The 19750-nt window shown below is 59.4% G+C and carries 17 protein-coding genes; 6 read left to right on the forward strand and 11 right to left on the reverse strand.

All coding sequences use genetic code 11. From position 1 onward, the window contains the following. Window positions 1-305: 305 nt before the first annotated feature. Entirely contained in the window at window positions 306-1490 is a 1185-nt protein-coding gene (locus C9E91_RS12975) for a benzoate/H(+) symporter BenE family transporter (RefSeq protein ID WP_107108695.1), read from the reverse strand. A gap of 251 nt (window positions 1491-1741) precedes the next feature. Here C9E91_RS12975 and C9E91_RS12980 point away from each other — a divergent pair, with 251 nt between their 5' ends. Further along, complete coding sequence (locus tag C9E91_RS12980; RefSeq protein ID WP_107108696.1) at window positions 1742-2125, forward strand: YciI family protein; 384 nt, start codon at window positions 1742-1744, stop codon at window positions 2123-2125. A 111-nt stretch (window positions 2126-2236) separates the two neighbouring features. Here C9E91_RS12980 and C9E91_RS12985 read toward each other — a convergent pair whose 3' ends face one another. After that, window positions 2237-2824 (reverse strand): ATP-dependent Clp protease proteolytic subunit, encoded by a 588-nt coding sequence (locus C9E91_RS12985; protein ID WP_107108697.1) that lies wholly within the window; start codon window positions 2822-2824, stop codon window positions 2237-2239. 228 nt (window positions 2825-3052) lie between these two features. Here C9E91_RS12985 and C9E91_RS12990 point away from each other — a divergent pair, with 228 nt between their 5' ends. Continuing rightward, window positions 3053-3853: a DUF2076 domain-containing protein gene (locus C9E91_RS12990; RefSeq protein ID WP_107108698.1), complete on the forward strand. Its 801-nt coding sequence runs from the start codon at window positions 3053-3055 to the stop codon at window positions 3851-3853. Between the two features lie 56 nt (window positions 3854-3909). On the opposite strand, the gene queF is transcribed toward C9E91_RS12990, so the two are convergent. Then, entirely contained in the window at window positions 3910-4374 is a 465-nt protein-coding gene (gene queF / locus C9E91_RS12995; protein WP_107108699.1) for a preQ(1) synthase, read from the reverse strand. Window position 4375: 1 nt separating this feature from the next. Next, window positions 4376-5290: a cation diffusion facilitator family transporter gene (locus tag C9E91_RS13000; RefSeq protein ID WP_107108700.1), complete on the reverse strand. Its 915-nt coding sequence runs from the start codon at window positions 5288-5290 to the stop codon at window positions 4376-4378. On the opposite strand from C9E91_RS13000, the gene C9E91_RS19890 reads away from it, so the two are divergent. Next, a complete protein-coding gene (locus C9E91_RS19890; protein WP_146143997.1) occupies window positions 5289-5567 on the forward strand; it encodes a hypothetical protein in 279 nt (92 codons plus the stop codon). The two genes, C9E91_RS13000 and C9E91_RS19890, sit on opposite strands and share 2 nt — an antisense overlap. Window positions 5568-5686: 119 nt before the next feature. Continuing rightward, window positions 5687-6436 carry a 5,6-dimethylbenzimidazole synthase gene (gene bluB / locus C9E91_RS13005; RefSeq protein WP_245407486.1) on the forward strand — a complete coding sequence of 250 codons (750 nt, stop codon included), beginning with the start codon at window positions 5687-5689 and terminating at the stop codon, window positions 6434-6436. A 16-nt stretch (window positions 6437-6452) separates the two neighbouring features. Here bluB and C9E91_RS13010 read toward each other — a convergent pair whose 3' ends face one another. The 5 genes from C9E91_RS13010 to C9E91_RS13030 form a co-directional block, all read right to left on the reverse strand. Next, window positions 6453-7160: a TIGR02117 family protein gene (locus C9E91_RS13010; RefSeq protein WP_245407487.1), complete on the reverse strand. Its 708-nt coding sequence runs from the start codon at window positions 7158-7160 to the stop codon at window positions 6453-6455. Window positions 7161-7289: 129 nt separating this feature from the next. Continuing rightward, window positions 7290-9479 carry an anthranilate synthase gene (locus C9E91_RS13015; protein ID WP_107108702.1) on the reverse strand — a complete coding sequence of 730 codons (2190 nt, stop codon included), beginning with the start codon at window positions 9477-9479 and terminating at the stop codon, window positions 7290-7292. 214 nt (window positions 9480-9693) lie between these two features. Then, window positions 9694-10593 carry a DUF805 domain-containing protein gene (locus C9E91_RS13020; protein WP_146143998.1) on the reverse strand — a complete coding sequence of 300 codons (900 nt, stop codon included), beginning with the start codon at window positions 10591-10593 and terminating at the stop codon, window positions 9694-9696. A 127-nt stretch (window positions 10594-10720) separates the two neighbouring features. Continuing rightward, complete coding sequence (locus tag C9E91_RS13025; protein WP_107108704.1) at window positions 10721-12238, reverse strand: ABC-F family ATP-binding cassette domain-containing protein; 1518 nt, start codon at window positions 12236-12238, stop codon at window positions 10721-10723. Between the two features lie 466 nt (window positions 12239-12704). Further along, on the reverse strand, window positions 12705-14927 hold the full coding sequence (locus tag C9E91_RS13030; RefSeq protein ID WP_107108705.1) for a TonB-dependent hemoglobin/transferrin/lactoferrin family receptor: 2223 nt from the start codon (window positions 14925-14927) through the stop codon (window positions 12705-12707). Window positions 14928-15206: 279 nt separating this feature from the next. On the opposite strand from C9E91_RS13030, the gene C9E91_RS13035 reads away from it, so the two are divergent. Next, complete coding sequence (locus tag C9E91_RS13035) at window positions 15207-16004, forward strand: extensin-like domain-containing protein (protein ID WP_107108706.1); 798 nt, start codon at window positions 15207-15209, stop codon at window positions 16002-16004. A gap of 108 nt (window positions 16005-16112) precedes the next feature. On the opposite strand, the gene C9E91_RS13040 is transcribed toward C9E91_RS13035, so the two are convergent. Next, window positions 16113-17792 carry a formate--tetrahydrofolate ligase gene (locus C9E91_RS13040; RefSeq protein WP_107108707.1) on the reverse strand — a complete coding sequence of 560 codons (1680 nt, stop codon included), beginning with the start codon at window positions 17790-17792 and terminating at the stop codon, window positions 16113-16115. 175 nt (window positions 17793-17967) lie between these two features. On the opposite strand from C9E91_RS13040, the gene C9E91_RS13045 reads away from it, so the two are divergent. Beyond that, window positions 17968-18477 carry a TIGR00645 family protein gene (locus C9E91_RS13045; protein WP_107108708.1) on the forward strand — a complete coding sequence of 170 codons (510 nt, stop codon included), beginning with the start codon at window positions 17968-17970 and terminating at the stop codon, window positions 18475-18477. 13 nt (window positions 18478-18490) lie between these two features. On the opposite strand, the gene C9E91_RS13050 is transcribed toward C9E91_RS13045, so the two are convergent. After that, window positions 18491-19297, reverse strand: a complete 807-nt coding sequence (locus tag C9E91_RS13050; RefSeq protein ID WP_245407488.1) for a COG3904 family protein — start codon at window positions 19295-19297, stop codon at window positions 18491-18493. Between the last annotated feature and the right edge of the window lie 453 nt (window positions 19298-19750).

Raw genomic sequence — 19750 nt, forward strand, 5'->3', positions numbered from 1 at the left:
TTTGCCCCGCGTCTTAACCGATCGTATGCGGCTTGGCGATGACAAATACGGACCCGCTATGGGGTATACTGTCGATTTTAGGGATATGTCGCGAGGAGCGATGGCCGGGCGGGCTCTACGGCCGCCGAGCGCTCCTCAAAGGACCCGGCAACCGCGCGTAAGGCCGAGAAGAAGAAGCGAAGTCAGGGCGCGCGTATTGTCACGCAGGGCAACGCGCCCACGTGCAATCTGTTCGGAAATCTTCGCGCCAGTCGTCTTCATGCCCGCGCTTATAGCCGTGCAGTCAAAAAGAAGCAACCCCTCGCTTATTTCTTCAGCAATTGCACCATGTGCGACAGTGCCATCATCAATCCTCCCGCGACCAGCCCCCAGAAGGCGCCGGAGATGCCAGCGAAGGAAACGCCCGATGCCGTGACGAGGAAAGTGATTGCGGCCGCCTCGCGCGATTCTGCCTTTTGAAAAGCGTTCATGGCCGAGTTGGACAATGCACCAACCAGCGCCAGCCCGGCGACGGCTTCGATCAGGATCGGCGGCGCCAGCGCCACGAAGGCGGTGACCGCACCGGCGAGCAGCCCAAGGATGATGTAAACAACCCCGGCAATAATCGCCGCCCAATAGCGCCGCTGCGGGTCGGCATGGGCGTCCTGTCCCGCACACATGGCGGCGGTGATCGCGGCAAGATTGACGGCATGCCCGCCGAGGGGCGCGCTGAACAGGGAAAACAGGCCCGTGACGGCAAAGAGCGGACCGGGCTTCGGATCATAATGGTGAACCTTCAGCACCGCGATGCCCGGAATATTCTGCGACGCCATGGTGACGATGAAGAGCGGCAGTGCGACGGAGACGAGGCCGGCGGCGGTGAAGGCCGGTTTGACCAGTTCAACGCTCGGCAGCAACGAATGCTGCAGCGATGCCAGCGCTCCATCAGGCACCTTCACGCCGAAAGCCAGCACCAGCGCGAAGGCAGCAAGCGCCGCCGGCACGGCCCAGAGCCGCTTGAATGCGCCGACGACGATCCAGGCGATAATGATCGGCAGGCCGAGCCAGGGATTGAAGCCGATTGCCTTCACCGGTGCGAAGCAAAGCCCGAGCAACACGCCGGCAAGCATGGCATTCGCCAACGCCGGCGGAATAGCGGCAACGGCACGCCCGAGCGGCCGGAACAGGCCGGCAATCACGATCAGCACCGCACAGACGAGAAACGCACCGACCGCCGCCGGAAAGCCGCCCTCAATGGCGCCGGCGCTCGCCAGGAGCGCCGCGCCCGGCGTCGACCAGGCAATGCTGATCGGCAGCTTTGTCGCAACGCTGAGCACGATGGCGCAGAGGCCCATCGAGATCGACAGGGCCGTCAACCCGGACGCAGCCTGCGCAGCCGTGGCACCGACCGCCTGCAGCCCATGCAGCACGACCGCGAACGAACTGGCAAAGCCGACAAAGGCGGTAAGACAGCCCATGAACAGGCTTTGAACGGAGAAATCTTTGAGCATGGCAGCGGCTGGAGACTCGTGGGTACGATGGAAAGCGCATGGAGCATCTCAAGCGTCGGTCATGCAAGTGCAGTTTCGCGAAGATCAGGCAATCCACCCAACCGAGCGCCATTCGATTGACAAAAGAGCACAGACAGGGATTGCGCACCAAACATCAAACCTGTGTAGTCAAATGCAACTAAGAGGTTTCTGAACTCCAGCCGATAGCTCGATTGGCTGAAACCGATAGATCCATAGAGGGGGAACGATCTATGTATTACGCCATCCTGGCCTATCACGAAGAGGGTGTGGTCGAATCCTGGACCAAGGAGGAAGATGCGGCCTTGATGACCGAACTTCTCCAGATCAATGATCGCCTCGTTCAGGAGAAGTCTTTGGGACCCGCCGCACGGCTTGGCTCGACGCAAGGCGCCGTGACGCTGCGAGGCAAGGGTGCCGGCATCGTCACTGACGGCCCTTTTGCTGAGACCAAGGAGCAATTGCTGGGCTTCTATGTTGTGGATTTTCCAACGCTTGAGGCGGCAGTTGCGGCAGCGCGCGACCTCCGCCGCGTCAATCCGACCGCGGTCTACGAAATCAGACCGATTTCGCTTTATATTCCCGGAGCGTCACTGGCATCCCGCGACGAGGAATAGCAAGTTCGGCCATAGCGCATCACCATCGCAACTTCCGCTACCCGGCAACGCAAAACGCCCTCGCCTGCCTTTCGGCAAGCAAGGGCGCCTTAACTCAGCAAAAGCCTTCGCTTAGATGTCGGCCTGCGACGTCACGATCCGGGAAACCAGGCCATAAGCCTTGGCTTCTTCCGCAGACAGCCAGTAGTCACGGTCCGTATCCTTGGCGATGCGCTCGACGGGCTGGCCGGTCGCTTCCGAGAAGATCTTATTCAGGCGCTCGTTCATCTTGATGATCTCGCGAGCCTGAATTTCGATGTCGGAAGCCATACCGCGCGTGCCGCCGGACGGTTGGTGCAGCAGGAAGCGGGTGTTCGGCAGGCAGATGCGGCGCTCCTTGGGGGCTGCCACGTAGATCAGCGCGCCCGCAGAAGCGACCCAACCGGAACCAATCATCCAGACCTTCGGCTTGATGAACTTGATCATGTCGTGAATGGAATCGCCGGATTCGACGTGGCCGCCAGGCGAATTCACGTAGATTCGGATATCCTCATCGCTGGCCGCGGCAAGCGCCACGAGCTGCGAGCAGACCTTCTGCGCCAGTTCCTGCGTAATGCCGCCATAGATGAAGATCGAGCGCGATTTGAAAAGATTCGCCTCCGCGTCCTTGCCCAAGGGCAGCTCTTTCGTCTTTTCTTCCTGTTCGTCTTCGTCGTTCATTCGCAAGTCTCCAGCAGATGTGTCCTACCGCACATAGTGCGACTCAATGCGTAAAACAATGCCGGAAAAAGGCAAGGCGCGAATAGCCTGGGAAAGCATGGCGTTATGGTTGCGGATTACCGAATTGTAACTTGAAGCGGCTTTGAAAAGCCGGAATTCCATCCTACGTCAGGTAAGCGCGAGAATCGCGCCCCGAATTTGCAGCAACAGATAGCCAAGGAGGCCATCATGTCGCCTGAAGAACGTCAACTGCTCGCGTCCCTCTTCGATCGCGTCCGCGCTACGGCCAGCACTCAGCGCGATGCAGATGCGGAGGCCTTCATCAATCAGTCGGTTCGCGATCAGCCCTATGCGCCTTATTTCCTCGCACAAGCTGTGCTCATGCAGGAACAGGGCATGAAGGCTGCCGCTGACCGCATCCAGCAGCTCGAAGCGCGCGTGCGCGAACTGGAACAGCAGGGCGCCGACAATCACCCGCAGCCCCAGAGCGGCGGCTTCCTCGGCGGTCTCGGCTCGCTGTTCGGCGGTGGCCAGCAGCAGCCGCAGCGTGGCCCGGGGCCGCAAGCCGGTAATTCGCAGCAGCAGGGCCGTCTCTATGACGATTATGCCCGCAATGCTCCGCAGCCCGGTCCGTGGGGCGGCCAGCAACAGCCAAGCGGCCCGTGGAACCCGCAGGCCGCCGCTCCCTCGGCAGGCGGCAGCTTCCTGCGCGGTGCCCTCGGCACGGCAGCCGGCGTCGCCGGCGGCGTCATGCTGGCGGAATCGCTCTCCAGCCTGTTCAGCCCCCATCTCGGCGGTACCGCCGGCGGTGGTCTCGGCGGCCTCTTCGGCGGCACGGCCGCCAATGCAGCCGAACAGCCCGTTCAGGAAACGATCATCAACAACAATTATTTCGGCAACGACAGCAATGGCCAGAACGATAATGGTCAAACCAATGTCGACTACGCATCGAATGATCAGGACGACGACAATGACAATGACTACGACGACTCGTCCGACAACGGCGGCGACGACAGTTCATTTGCCTGAAGCCAATCGTCTCTGATTGCAAAAAGCCGCCTCCCTTCGGATGGCGGCTTTTTAGTTTACCCGCGCCCACGATAAGGCTGCACGCCCTGATCCGGCAACCACACACCCTCCGGTGCCTTTCCCGTCTGCCAGAACACATCGATCGGGATACCGCCTCGGGGATACCAATAGGCACCGATGCGCAGCCATTTCGGCTCCAGCAGTTCGACCAGCCGCTTGGCGATGTAGATCGAGCAATCCTCGTGGAAAGCGCCGTGGTTGCGGAAGGAATGCAGGAAGAGCTTCAGCGACTTCGATTCCACCAACCACTCGTTCGGAATGTAGTCAATGACGATATGGGCAAAATCCGGCTGACCCGTCATAGGGCAGAGCGAGGTGAATTCCGGAGCGGTGAAGCGCACGACGTAGTCCGTGCCGGCATGGCCGGACGGCACTTTTTCGAGAACGGCGGCTTCGGGGTTCGCAGCCGTTTCGGTCTGACTGCCGAGCATCGACAGACCGGAAACATCGGTTGTAGGCATCTTAGATCTCCTTGATCACTTTGACGCGGATGCCATGGGCCTTCTCGCCCTCGGGCTCCACGTGAATGGTTATTTCCGCGCCCGCATGGATCGCCCGTATGGCGTCTTCAAGGCGGTCGCAGATGCGATGTGCCTCGCGGACAGGCATGGCCGCGGGTACAACGAGGTGGAAATCGACAAAGGTGACGGCGCCCGCCCGGCGCGTCTTCAGATCGTGCACGCCGAGCGAGCCGTTGGCATGCGTCGCGATCGCCTCTTTGATCACCGCTTCCTCTTCCGGTAGGACGGCCTTGTCCATCAGCCCGTCGATGGAATTGGAGACGACCTTCCAGCCCTGATAGAGAATGTTGACGGCGACGAGAATAGCAAGCACCGGGTCGAATATCGGGTAGCCGGTGCCCAGCGCCAGCAGCAGGCCGAACAACACGCCGATGGAAGTATAGACATCGGACATGATGTGCTGCCCATCCGCCGTCAGCGCCGGCGAGCGATGCTCGCGCCCTGCCCGGATCAAGGTCAGCGCCCAGATCGCATTGATGACACCGGCGGCAAAGTTGATGGCGAGGCCGAGGACGGGCGCCTGCAACGGCTGAGGATTGCTCAAATGCCCCATCGCCTCCTGCACAATCATCAGCGCAGCGACGATGATCATCGCGCCTTCTGTGACGGCCGAAAGATATTCCGCCTTGTGGTGGCCGAAGGGATGATCGTGATCCGCCGGCTTCTGCGCATAGCGGATGACGAAGAAAGCGATGAAAGCGGCCACGACATTGACGAGGGATTCCAGGGCGTCCGACAACAGCGCCACGGAGCCCGTCACCCACCAGGCGAGCATCTTCAGCGCCAAGACGCCGAGCGATAGCGGAATGCCCCAGAGGGCCAGTTGCCGTATCGTCTGGTTGCCCTGTCCGTTCATGCGTTTCTCCAATGCGGATGCGCGCGCCCTGCATATGCGAACGAATTGCAAAAACCGCGCCATTCAAATGCAAAACCGCCCGCGCGAAATTCGCGCAGGCGGCTCAATTGGCGTTCATATGATGCAGAACGCACCGTTTGTCAAAGGACGGCTTGGGCCTCGCGCATCACAATTTATCCCAAATAGCCCGGTTAAACAAAGTCGGGCCGCAAAGCTGCCGCTGAAAGACGATGATGCGACAAAGATGATGGCCGGCAGGTCATATGCTTGCCTGTGAAAATCATGATGGCACCTTCCCGTGCGAGCATGCACTAAGCTATAGGTCGACCGATAACGCCCCAGCGAACGGCATTCCGCCACGAAACGTCGCCGCTACCTCCAAATCCACGGTGGAACATGCCTTCTTTTGATGATCCCTCCCATTCGCACAACGCAGCTTCGGTCGCAGATGTGCCACCCAAAGAAGCGGATCATCTGATCGCGGCATGCGCCTTCTCCGAAGCGGAGCGCGCTGCCGTCTACCGTGCTATCGAAACCCGCCGCGACGTGCGCGATCAGTTCCGCTCCGACCCGCTACCCGACGATCTTGTGAGACGGCTGCTCGAAGCAGCTCATCGTGCGCCGTCGGTCGGTTTCATGCAGCCATGGAATTTCCTCCTGATCCGCCAGCAGGAGACGCGCGAGCGCGTCTGGAAGGCATTTCATCAGGCCAATGAAGAAGCCTGCCTCATGTTCGAAGGCGATCGCCGCGCACAATATCAGCGACTGAAGCTCGAAGGCATTCGCAAGGCGCCCCTCAGCATCTGCATCACCTGTGATACCAAGCGCGGCGGGCCTGTCGTGCTCGGGCGGACGCACAATCCGGCGACGGACGTTTATTCGACGGTCTGCGCCGTTCAAAATCTCTGGCTGGCCGCGCGGGCCGAGGGTGTCGGTGTCGGTTGGGTAAGCATTTTTCACGAGGACGCGATCAAGAGCATCCTGAACATACCCGAGCATGTCAAAATCGTCGCATGGCTATGCGTCGGCTACGTCGATGAACTCTACGATATGCCCGAGCTTGCCGTGAAAGGTTGGCGCGATCGCCTGTCGCTCGACAAGCTGATTTTCGAGGAATGTTGGCAGGATGATCAGGACGCTTTCTGAGCAGCCTTGATCCGCGCTACTCCGCCTGAGTGGATGCAAAACGGTCGCGATCGTTGTGCAGGCTGAGTGACAGCCGCAGCGTCCAAGGCAGCGCCGTCCATAAGCCCGAAGTCAATCCCGCCTGCCTCAACCCGGCGGCTGTCCAGGTATTGCATCCCGTGAGCGCGTTGAAATATCCCCGCGCCTCGAAGAACGCATCATTCGGTCCGTAATTGCTGCCAATCAACGGGCTCGGCTGGTTATTCGTTTGCTCGAAACTGCCGAGAATGAACCGTTTGAGCCGCTCCAGCCCCTCGGTATCGATGCTGATGGCCGTGACATCAGGAGCATCCGCCGGAATCTCGCCCGCCAGCTCGGCGTGGATGACGGCACGATCCAGAGTGAAGCTTTTCAAGACAGGGCCAGCCTTCAAATCAGCCCAAGTTCGCGTCTCCGTATAGAAACTCCGGCCGCCCCAGCCGAAAACGAGATAGCGCACATTCGGATTATCGAGATCAAGCCCCGCTGTCCGCAGGAATGCGAAACGGGAGATGAGATCGCCATCGACCGGTATGGCGATATCCGTATGGATGGGATTGCTGAGCACGAGGATATGTTGCGACCGCTCGGCTCTTGCCGCCTGCCCGTCATGCCAAAGCGGCCGCGGCGCAACGATGCCGAGACCTGCGATCGCCACAACCGCAAGCACGGCGAAAAAGACGCCCTTGAATATCCTTGAGATCACCGACCGAAAGCCCCCGCCAACATCGAATGTCTTCAGCGGTTTGTTGGCTCTTTCAAGGCAAAAAACACCCCTATGCACTTTTTCCGAGTGCATAGGGGCGTTCGAACTCGACGGCTAACGGTTCTCGCCTCACGCAGCCTTCGTCTTCACCCGCCGCGCCAGATGCGCTACGACATTCTCGATCATCCGCATGCCGGCGTCGCCACCAAGCGTCATGATCGATTCCGGGTGGAACTGTACAGCCGCAATCGGCTCCTTGACGTGCTCGATGCCCATGATCGTGCCGTCTTCGCTTTCGGCCGTGATCATGAAGTCACGCGGCAGGCTCGACGGATCGGCGAAGATCGAATGATAGCGGCCGACCGTAACCTCGCGGCCAAGACCCGAGAAGACGAGTCCCGGCTCCAGCACGCGGATGCGTGATGGCTTGCCATGCATCGGAACCGCAAGATGGCGCAGCTCGCCGCCATAGGCCTCGGCGAGCGCCTGCAGACCCAGGCAGACGCCGAAGATCGGCAGGTTGCGCGCCCTCGCCTTCTTGATGGTCGCCTTGCAATCGAAGTCCTTCGGATTACCGGGACCCGGCGACAGCACGACCAGATCCGGATCAAGCCGGTCGAAGACCTCTTCCGGCACCGGCGTGCGCACGGTCGAAACCGTGGCACCCGTCTGGCGGAAATAATTGGCGAGCGTGTGCACGAAGCTGTCTTCGTGGTCGACGAGCAGGATCTTCACACCCTTGCCCACGGAGGCGACGTCACGTTGCTGTTTGCCGGAATTGCCGGTCTTGGCATCACGGATGGCGGAAAGCATGGCAGAGGCCTTCAGTTCGGTTTCGGCTTCTTCTTCCTCGGGAATCGAGTCGTTGAGCAGAGTTGCGCCGGCACGCACTTCGGCAATGCCGTCCTTGATGCGGACGGTACGCAGCGTCAGGCCGGTGTTCATGTCGCCATTGAAGCCGACCATGCCGATCGCACCGCCGTACCATGCGCGCGGGCTCTTTTCATGGCTCTCGATGAAGCGCATGGCCCAGAGCTTCGGCGCGCCGGTGACGGTGACAGCCCAGGCGTGGCTGAGGAAGCCGTCAAAAGCATCCATGTCGTCGCGCAGGCGGCCTTCGATATGGTCAACCGTGTGGATCAGGCGCGAATACATCTCGATCTGGCGGCGGCCGATGACCTTGACCGAACCCGGCTCGCAGACACGGCTCTTGTCGTTGCGGTCAACGTCGGAGCACATGGTCAGCTCGGACTCGTCCTTCTTGGAGTTCAGGAGCTTCAGGATCTGCTCGCTGTCGGCAATCGGATCGTCTCCGCGCTTGATCGTACCCGAAATCGGGCAGGTCTCGATGCGGCGGCCGGACACGCGCACGAACATCTCAGGCGAAGCGCCGACGAGATATTCCTGATTGCCGAGATTGATGAAGAAGGAATAGGGCGACGGATTGATCGCCTTCAAGCGCTTGGAAATATCGGATGGCTTGCTCTCGCAGCGCTCCATGAACTTCTGGCCGGGCACGACTTCAAAAAGATCGCCCTTGCGGAAGCTCTCCTTCGCCTTGACCACCAGCTCGGCATATTCGCCGGGGCGATGATCGCTCTTCGGCGGAATGGTATTGGTGTGGCGGAAGGGCTCGGCAGCGATCTCGCCGGACTTGCCTTCGGTAGTGACGCCTCCCTTGGCAAAATCGTAACGATCGATCCAGGCCTTGGCGGAATAGTTGTCGACCACCAGAATCTCGTCCGGCAGATAGAGCACCATGTCGCGCTGGTCATCAGGACGCTCGAGCTTCAGGCTGATCGCGTCGAACTGGAACGCCAGATCGTAGCCGAAGGCGCCGTAGAAGCCGATGCTGGCATCGGCCTGCGAATAGAAGAGATCAGTGACCGCGCGTAGCACCGTGAAGACCGTCGGGGTCTTCGAGCGCTCTTCCTCGGTAAAGACGCGATCCGGCGTCTTTACCGTCAGGTCAAGCCGGCGTTCTGTCGAAGCGCCAAGCACCAGTTCGGAAACCGTCTTCAGCTTTTCAGCGATGAAACCGAGAATGACCTCGCCACGCTCATTATAGGCCTCGATCCAGACATTGCGCCCATTGCAGGACAAACCGAGCAGCGGATCGACGATGGCGGTATCCCAACGGGTGTAGCGGCCGGGATATTCGTAGTTCGACGAGAAGACCGCGCCACGGCGCTCATCGAGCTTGTCGATATAGGACGAAACCGCATCCGCATAGGGAGTCGGCCGGCGTTGCCGGGTGACGGTGATGCCACCCTTCGTCTCGTAGATTTCCGCACCATCATCCCGAAGGATCGTTACCATTGTTCCTCACTCCGTTGTCGGGCCCGGATGACAGGCGGCCTTTATAACAAAAAAGCCGCCTCGAAATCTCGGGCGGCTCACTCGTCGTCTTTGAACACGATTGGTCGAGGCCGCCTCAGCGTGCCCACCACCAAACTGCAATATTGTTCAAGGACATGTTCATGAGGGAATTGTTAGCGTGAGACGAGATGATGCGCAAGCCGCAATCTCAGGATTACGCAACCGCCTTGTTTTTTCTCCAACGGAAGGGCGGTCCATATTTGTTGGCATCGGCATTTCCCCTTGGAATGCCAACAGCGATGATCATAACTAAACAAAGAAGTATCGGTCCTGAAGTCGCGTAGGATGGCAAACTAGACATCTGGTCCACCCCGATAAGCGAAAACATCGCCAGTGGAATAACAAAACTCAAGCCGACAATGACGCTCCATCCCCAGAAGCCAGACCACCCGAAATCGCGCAGCCGCGCCGCAACAAGCGTTGCCGCGATAGCAACTGCCAGAACGAATAGCGGAAGTCCCCATGCGGTATCCCCATTGTTGCCCCCCTCAGCCGCCGCTCGCGCGAAAAGAACCGCAAAGACGAACACCAGGCCTGCCCAATAGGCGGAGCGGTTCACACGTCGTCTGAAAATAGACAGTGGCGGCAAAATCCAGCGCCGCGCAAATTGCTGCGTGGATTCCGATACAACTATGTTATACCGCGACGGCATTCTATATTTGCTATCCGGATCGCTTGGCGGAAGCCCCACAACTGTGACCAAAGCAAGGAACGGAAGTGTGTCAAATAAGGTAATATAGCCCCCAGCGGGACCATCCACCCATCCATTCGGCAATATCGCCGGCTTTAGTATCGCTATTATTCCAACGGGAAAAACGAAACTAAACAACGCCACGCCCGCCCAACCCCAAAAGGCTGACCATCCAAAATCCCGTAGTCGTGCGCCCATCACGGACGCGACGAAGAAGAGGATGAAGTCCATATGACGTAAGAGATCGGAAGTGTAACCCATCTCGCTCAGAACAACGGCTCCGACCCGAAATCCTAAAAATATGCAGATGAACATCCAGTATGCAGGGCGGTTCAGGCGATCGTTCAGAATCAAGCTCGTCAAGTTGCACCTTCATGAAATGTCGGTTGCATTCTGTATGCTGATATTTCTCGCTGTCAACTCAAAGCTGTAGATGCGTTCACAGTCGATGCTCGCTGCCGATCCGATCGCCTTACCCTACCTCTTATTCCTACCTCCTGGCCGCCTCGAAGAACTCCTCCGGCCCCTCCACTTCCGTCAGCCGCTTCTTCTCAATCAGCCAGAAGCGATTGCCGATGGCGCGGACGAAGCTGCGGTCGTGGGAGACGAGCAGGCAGCTTGCCTCTTGCGTCATCAACTCGCCCTCCAGCGCCTCCTGCCCATCGATATCGAGATGGTTGGTCGGTTCGTCCAGTAGGTAGAAGTTAGGATCGGTCAATCGCAGCACCAGCATGGACAATCGCGCCTTCTGACCACCCGAAAGCCTGCCGATGGCCCGGCCCTGCATGTCGACGCCCATACCGGCGCCAGCAAGCAGCGTGCGCGCCCGCTGTTCGCCGAGTTCGAACAGCCGCGTGATCACGCCGAGCGGGGTGTCGTCATGACCGAGATGCGAGAGCGCCTGATCGCTATAGCCTAGCGCCAGCGATGGCGTTGCCCGGATTGCCCCCGATGCGCTCTGATCGGCAATGGCTTTGTGGATCATCTCGACAAGCCGGGTCTTGCCTGCCCCATTTTGGCCAAGCAGGACGATGCGATCACCCTGGCAGATCCAGCGTTTGCCGGTCTTGAACAACAATGTGCCATCCGGTGTCTCGACGCAGGCATCATCGAGCGTCACCAATATCTTCGCCTGAATGCCGCGATTGGCGAGCTTGATCGCACCGGACGAACGCTCCTGATGACCCGGCCGTGCCGCATCCTCCAGGCGCTCGGCGCGCGCCTTGAGCTGTTTCGTCTTGACCGTCAGCAGGTCGCTGCCGGAATTGATGCCGAGATTGTTGAGCTTGGCTGCCTGCTTGCGCAATTGCTGCGCCGTCTTCATGTCCTTCTGGTAACGCCGCTCATCCGAAGCGTCGGCCTCGTCCAGCGCAGCCCGTGCCCGGCCATACGGCAAGGCGTAGTCCACCGATTGCTCCTGGCGCAGGAACAGGGTGCGGTTGGTGACGGCATCGAGAATGGCGCGGTCGTGGCTCGCGATCAACACCGGCACATCGCGTGGCAGAGCGTTCAACCAATCTTCCAGCAGCGCGATCTTCGCGAGATCGAGGTGGTTGGTCGGCTCGTCCAGCAGCAGGACATCCGGCTCCGTCACCCAAACACGGGCGAGCATGGCCAGCCGCTGCCAACCGCCACTAAGCTCCGCAAGTGCCCTCTCCCGCAGCACCTGCGGCACGTCGAGCGAATCCAAACTGACGTCGACGCGCCAGCCCTCGCTCTCGGCTTGTTCGGCCGGCAGAGCACGGAGAACCGCATCGTAGAAAGAGATAGCAGCCAGATCGGCCGGCACATTCTGCTCGACATAGCCGACCCGAAGGCCGCGCGAGCGGGTAACGTCGCCCGCTGTCGGCTCCAGCCGGCCGGCGATGCAATTGAGCAGGCTGGATTTACCCCTGCCATTGGCAGCAACGATGCCTATACGGTCGCCGGCACCCACGGTGAAATTGAGATTGGAGATGAGCGGCACACCCAAGGTAATGCCAAAATTGCGGAGATTGATCAGAGTCATGGTCTTTTCCGGTCTGACCCAAGCAAGCCACCGTCCATCGATCCAAGGCGCCTTATCGCCATGGGATGCAGGTGTTACCGGCCGTATGTTCGGCTCTTTGCTCGGTAAACTGTCATGACGCAGCCGCGCGAACACAAAAGCTCAGCGCTGCGTTACCCAACAGGGGCAGACCAGAAGGAAATGAGTGAGTGACAGCCTCTGATCAGCCCTGCAAACGCGTTTGCAGGGCATGAGTCGGACCGAACTGGCGATTACGCCAGACAAACGTCATCATGCGGCCCTCCTCTCTCAATCGGTTGAGCCGCCTTGATAGCATTGAACGCTGCGATAGACAATCGCGCGGCATTCGCAGGCAGGCGTTCAGGAAGGCGAAGCCGAGCATGTTTATGCGTCAGCTTCCCCAAAAATGCTCAGGAAAAAGGGCGATGCCGAAGCATCGCCCTCCCTGTCATCACGATGAGATCGCTTAGAACTTCTGCGTCAGCGTCAGCTTGAAGGTCCGGCCAGGCTCCGAATAGAACTCATGCGGTTGCGTCAGACTGGTCGAGGCGACGTTCAGTGCGTCGTAATAGGTCTTGTTGAAGATATTATAGACCCCTGCCCGCAACGTCAGGCCTTTCACCTGCTCCGGTTCCCACCATCCCGTCAGGTCGAAGATGCCGTAACCCGGCGTGCGGAAGCTGTCGCCATCCTTCTTCGGCTCGCTCGTCGCGGTGATGAAGGTCAGATCCGTACCCCAGATCTCGGTGGCATAGCCGACGGTGAAGGCCGCCTTTGCCGGAGCGACGGAATCGAGCCATTCGCCGGTATCGGAGTCCTTGCCATTGGCATAGGCAAGCGAGCCCTTGATATGAATGCCATTGTCGAACTTCTTGTGCGCATTGACCTCGACGCCGAAGATGCGGACGTTGTCGCGGTTGAAGTATTCGGTAATCCCCAACGGGTAAGTACGCGTCGGATCGACGGAAGTCTCGCTGTCGATGAAGTTCTTATACTTGTTGTAGAAGCCGCCGATATGGCCGCCGAAATCATCATCGCCGAGGTTCGCGCCGATTTCGACGCCGTTGCTGGTCTCCGGCTTCAGATCGGGATTGCCGTAGCTGACATAGCCGCCGGGCACGCCGTAATTCAGGTAGAGTTCGCTGACATTCGGCGCGCGGAAGCCCATGGCCCATTGCGCATAAAGCTCGACATTGTTCTGCGGCTGGTATGCCGCACGCAGCTTCGGCGAGAAGCGGGTGTCGGACTGTCCGGACGGCAGGCCGGAATAGTTGGCGCTGTCGCGATAAGCGTCGGTATTCTTTGGCGAGTAGTCATACCAGTCGAAGCGCAGGCCCGGCGTCAGCGAAAAGCTGCTGGAGCCGATTTCGATCTTGTCGTCGATGAAGGCGCCGACGCGCTTGCCGTCGACATCAGGCATATCAGACTGGTTGGTGTGCAGGAATGCGCAAGAAGCGGCCCAACGAGGAAGGTTGCAGCTATCGCCGCCGGCTGAATATTGATGCGTCTTGGTGAAGGCGACGTCGAGGCCGAAGGTGACGTTGTGATGCAGGCTGCCGGTATCGAAGGACTTCGACGCATTGCCGTTGAAGCCGATGCTGCGATCCTCGACCTCGTTGCGGCGCCAATAATCGCCGATGACGGAGGTATAACGATAACCCTCGGCGCCGTTCTCGCGCATCAGGTTCTGCCAGTAGAAGACCGCATTGGCGGTGTCGACCAGCGAGTCGGCGCTATCGGCCTCGTATTTATAATCGAGCGACAGGCGGTTGCGTTCGATATTGTCGGTCGTATCGTAGTTGCCAGGCCGGAAGTTTCCGGTCGGGCTCTGCAGATGCATGGCATCGATATCTGTATCTTTATTGTAGTGTTCGGCCGTAATGCCAAAAGTTCCGACATCGGTATATTGGCGGATCTTGAAGAGGCCATTGCGCTGGTTGTAGTTGGCCGGATCGGCCTCGGTGCGCTTGGTGGAGTAGCCGCCGACATCGCCGTTGTTTTCCAGCTCATGTCCGTGCGTGTATCCGCCCTCGAAAAGAACGGCAGTATTGTCGATGCGCTTGGCAACTGCGGCCGAGCCGCCGACGCTGCGGTCATCGCCGTTGTAGCCGAGTTTGAAGACGCCGCCCCAGGTCGAACCAGGCGTGATCAGATCCTCCGGCTCCAGCGTGCGCAACACGAAAGCGCCGCCAAGAGCACCGGAACCAGCGCGGCTGGAATCGGCGCCGCGCACGACGTCGACCGTCGAAAGCGTATTGAAGTCGAAGCTGTTGACGCCGCCGTCCGCAGCGCGAGCGCCGTCGAGCAGGAACGGGACCTCGATGCCGTCGATCGTCGTCAGCACGCGGTCGTCTTCGAGGCCGCGAATATTGATGCTGCCGCTGGTGCGGTCGAAGCCAACGCCGACTTCGGTGCTACGGCCAAGGTCCTCGATACGGGTAATCTGATTATCGTCGATTTCCTTTGCCGTCGTCTCAGTGGTCGTCGGCGAGTCGGCGAGCACGTCTTTCGACGCTTTCCCCTTGACCACGATCGGCTTCAACTCCGTTGCGCGGCCGCTCTTCGCCGCCGCTCCGTCTGCGGTCGCATCATTCTGATTTGCCGTCTGCGCATAAGAGGCCGTGCCGAGCCCGAGGGCCAGAAACGCCGTGCACGCCAAGAGAACCGAGCGGGATCGCCGGACAACCATAACCATTCCTTTCGAATTGCTTCACCGGGCTGGCTGGTTGGTGCCTTCTGACGCACGCAAGGGGCTGGCTGGGTTCTTTTCGTTGAACGAAGCGGAGCAATTTCCGCCTTCTTTCTGCCGCATAAAAAACATGACTATTATTGTCAATATATCCAGTTGATATAATTATGAATAAAATTGTCATGTTTAAAACATGACCGATAAAGTTGCTGAATTGCAACGAAATCGCTGCATCGAGCGTTCTCCCGGCGTTGCTATTAGAAATGGGTGAAATACTTGATGCTGCTCCGGATCATCTCCGTCACGATCGCCGTCGCCATGTTGACGGCAGCCTCCCTCCCCGAAACCGGCCCTATGCCCCAGTCCAAGCCGGATAGCGAACAAACTCAATCGCCTACTGAGCCGCCGATACCGGCACAAAAACCGGAGACTTCCGAGACCCAACCGGCCGAGACCCAACCGACCGACGGGGAAATGCAAGGGCCGCCCAAGCCGCCGCTAACCGTCGCAGCGGAATCGGACGAAGAGCATCAAGCCTGTCTTAAAGAATTGAGCGCCATGGGTGCGGTGTTCAAGGACATTCCCCGCATCGATGACGGCAACGGCTGCGGCATCGACAAGCCGATTGCCCTCTCCGAACCGCTGCCGGATATCAAGCTGAAGCCGGAAGGCACGATGCGCTGCGCGGCCGCCTTGGCGCTTGCCCACTGGATGAAAGAGAGCGTGATCCCCGCCGCCGCAACTGCGCTGAAGGACAATGGCCGAATTACCGCGCTCAACCAGGCCTCGACCTATATCTGCCGCCTGCGCAATAACGCCACCACCGGCAAGATCTCGGAACATGCCCGCGGCAATGCCATCGACATCGCCAGCTTCACCTTCGAAAACGGCGAGACCGTCGGCATCGAGCCCCGCCACGAAGATCCGACCCTGACAGGTGCGTTCCAACGCAGCGCCAGTGCCTCCGCCTGCCTCTATTTCACAACCGTCCTCGACCCGGACAGCGACGCTGCACACGAGACGCATTTCCATCTGGACGTGCTGAAGAGGAACGGCGAGTTCCGATATTGCCACTGAGCGTCGGGCTTTGGCCCGCTTAGGGGAGCTGGCGCGGCTCGGTCAGCTCTCGGCGCTGGCCAACAAAGTTCTGACCCTCCGGCTCCCCAGTTGCACCGGAATCGGAACTTAAAACAATCCCTCGATATATCCCTGATCATTGAGGAAAATCCGCTCTGCCGCCGGGGATTTCGGCAGGCCTGGCATGGTCATGATCTCGCCGGTGATAACGACGACAAAGCCGGCGCCGGCCGAGAGGCGCACTTCGCGGACTGGCACGATATGCCCCTCCGGCGCGCCGCGGATGTTCGGGTCCGTTGAGAAGGAATATTGTGTCTTCGCCATGCAGACCGGCAAATGGCCGTAACCCTGATCTTCCCAGGAACGGAGCTGATCGCGCACGGCCTTGTCGGCGGTCACCTCGCCGGCATGGTAGATCTTCGAAGCGACGATCTCGATCTTTTCAAGCAGGGAGAGGTTGTCAGGATAGAGCGGCTGGAATTTCGCCTGGCCGGATTCGGCAAGCTCGACCACCTTGTAGGCAAGCTCTTCGATCCCCGCCGATCCCTCGGCCCAGTGGCGGCAAAGGATCGCCTCGGCACCAAGCCGCGCCACGTAATTCTTCAACGCCTCGACTTCCGCATCCGTATCCGAAATGAAGTGATTGATGGCAACAACGACCGGCACGCCGAATTTGCGGACATTGGCGACGTGCCGCCCGAGATTGGCGCAGCCTTTCAGAAGGGCTCCGACGTTCTCCTGGCCGAGATCTTCCCTCCTGACACCGCCATTCATCTTCAGTGCCCGGACCGTCGCGACGATAACAGCCGCATCCGGCGAAAGCCCGGCCTTACGGCACTTGATGTCGAAGAACTTTTCCGCGCCGAGATCGGCGCCGAAGCCCGCCTCGGTCACGACATAGTCGCCAAGCTTCAGCGCCGTGCGCGTAGCGATCACAGAATTGCAGCCATGGGCGATGTTGGCGAAGGGGCCGCCATGCACCAAAGCCGGATTGTTTTCCAGCGTCTGCACTAGGTTCGGTTGCATCGCATCCTTGAGCAGCACCGCCATTGCCCCATCCGCCTTGAGGTCGCGGGCATAGACCGGCGTGCGGTCGCGGCGATAACCGATGATGATGTTGCCGAGCCGCTTTTCCAGGTCCTTCAGATCGGCAGCCAAACAAAGGATCGCCATGACCTCGGAGGCGACGGTGATGTCGAAACCGCCCTCGCGCGGAAAACCATTGGCCACGCCGCCGAGCGAGGTGACGATATCGCGCAACGCCCGGTCGTTCATGTCCATGGCGCGGCGCCAGGTGATGCGACGGACATCGATATTCTGTTCGTTGCCCCAATAGATATGATTGTCGATCAGCGCGGCCAAAAGATTGTGCGCCGCCGTGACAGCGTGGAAATCGCCGGTGAAGTGCAGGTTGATATCTTCCATCGGGATGACCTGCGCGTAGCCGCCGCCCGCCGCCCCGCCCTTCACGCCAAAGCAAGGTCCGAGCGAGGCCTCGCGCACGCAGACGATCGCCTTTTTGCCGATGCGATTCAGCCCGTCGCCGAGGCCAACGGTGGTCGTCGTCTTCCCCTCGCCGGCCGGCGTCGGATTGATAGCAGTGACGAGGATCAGCTTGCCGTCCGCGTTGCCCGCTTTCGAAGCGATGAACCTCGCCCCTATCTTCGCCTTGTCATGTCCGTAGGGCGCAAGATCTTCGGCAGGAATGCCAAGCTTGGCGCCGATCTCGGCGATCGGCAATTTCTTCGCGGCGCGCGCGATTTCTATATCGGATTTCACCGCTGTCATAGCACCTGTTCCCGCCCTGAACATGGAAGCATTCCCCCTGTCGGGATAGCCCAATAAATATCCACTGTGAATAGCTGCATATTGCGGTCGGTCCTGCAACCATGCTGCCTTGCAGCAAAGCGCCGGCGCACCTATTTTCCCGGACGATCTGCAGGACGAACGAAAAGGATAAGGCATGAAGTCCCTGGAACTACTGCTCGAGCGCATCATTCTCTCCAGCCGTTGGATTCTGGTGATCTTCTATCTCGGCCTCGCTGCCTCGCTCGCGATCTATGCCGTCTCGTTCGGCTACAAATTCCTGAAGGTCGCCGCCGGCGTCTTTGACTATGACGAGGCGGACATGATTCTCGCCATTCTCGGCCTTATTGATGCCGCGCTGGTGGCCAGCCTCATCGTCATGGTGATGATTTCAGGCTACGAAAATTTCGTCAGCCGCTTCGACAAGGCCGATGACGAAGTCTCCTTCCTCGGCAAGCTCGATTCCGGCAGCCTCAAGATCAAGGTTGCCTCTTCGATCGTCGCCATCTCGTCGATCCACCTGCTGCAGATATTCCTCAACGCCACCCAATACGAGAACGCCAAGCTGATGTGGCTGACCATCATGCACCTCGCTTTCGTCGCCTCGGCACTTCTGCTCGGCTATCTGGAGCGGATCATGGCTAAGGCGAAAAGCAAGGAGGCCTGAGGCGAAGGCATATTTACTCGCCGACGACAGGCGAAGCGGGCGGCCGGGCGGCACATTCCGCAATCGACTGCTTGCCCTTGCAATCCCTGGCGGCAACGAGTTGATCGGCAGCGGCAAGCTCCGTCGTCAATCGCAGCTTCAGCGCATCCATCTGCGCGATGAGATGGATCGACGTCGGCGCGGTGCCGAGCATCAGATCGACAAGCGATTTGTCGACACCCATTTCCTCCAGGAAATCGACGAGCCTCGCCGTCTGTCGCCTGTCGAGCTTGGTCGTATCGTGCTTACCGACGAATTTGCGCCCCACCTCCCGTTTGGAGAGGATCTTTCGCTTGCCATTCACCATTTCGTATTCGGTGCGGTACTGGACGCGCACCTCGCTGTAGGTCGTGGTGATCTGATGGACGCCGAGAAGCGCGAAGGGACTGGAGACGCGCTCGGCGCCGCCGGCAAAAAACAGCGGGCAGGCCGAAAAGCAGATGGCACCGAGAGAAAATGTCTCACCCTTGATGGAGCCATCCTTAGTGCGGGCGGCCGAACAGATCGGCTCGGCATAGGGACAATCGCGCGAGCGCGTCCTGCCGACGGCGATTGCGAGTTTCTGCTTGCGGATGGCATAGGCCATCTCCATGGCTGCCCGGACATCGCCGCCCGGCGAACTGACAATGATCGGCAGTTTCCTGCCGCCGAGGCGTTTCAGCAGCTTTTGCAACTTCTTCGGCGAATCCGCCATGATCTGCCCTTCGGCGGAGATCCAGTCCGGGCAATTGTTGTCGGCGCGGCACCAGGCCATGTCACCATGCACCAAAACAAAGTCCATGGACTGACCGGCGGCAGCGCCCGAAGCTTCAGCGGAGGTGAAAGAAAGCAACAGAAGAAAAACGGTTGTCAGGAACCACAAGGCCCTTTGGCAACACCGAGCGACACGCTGCGGGAACAAGCAGAAGATCATGAAATAGAAGCCTGGAAGCAATTGCTGTGAAAGACCGATAGCAATCGCTTTTGACCTTCGCAAGGCAAGCCTCGATAGTCTTCCGTCAGCCGTCACCAATGGCGATCAGCTTGGCATTTCCGCCGGCCGTTGCCGGATGTCCGCAGGCCCGGCGCCCATGCCGGAATGGAGAAATCAAGAAAGCAACATTTTTGCTCAAAAAACCACTTTTCGGAAAAGTAATACAAATCAGAACTTTACCATATTAAGACATATGAAAATGGAATTATTTCTGATTGGTGTCGCAAATTTGTCTCTAGCATTCGCCCGGAAATCCGGTAT

The organism is Rhizobium sp. SEMIA4064 (genome assembly GCF_003025035.1).
Lineage (GTDB): Bacteria > Pseudomonadota > Alphaproteobacteria > Rhizobiales > Rhizobiaceae > Rhizobium > Rhizobium paranaense.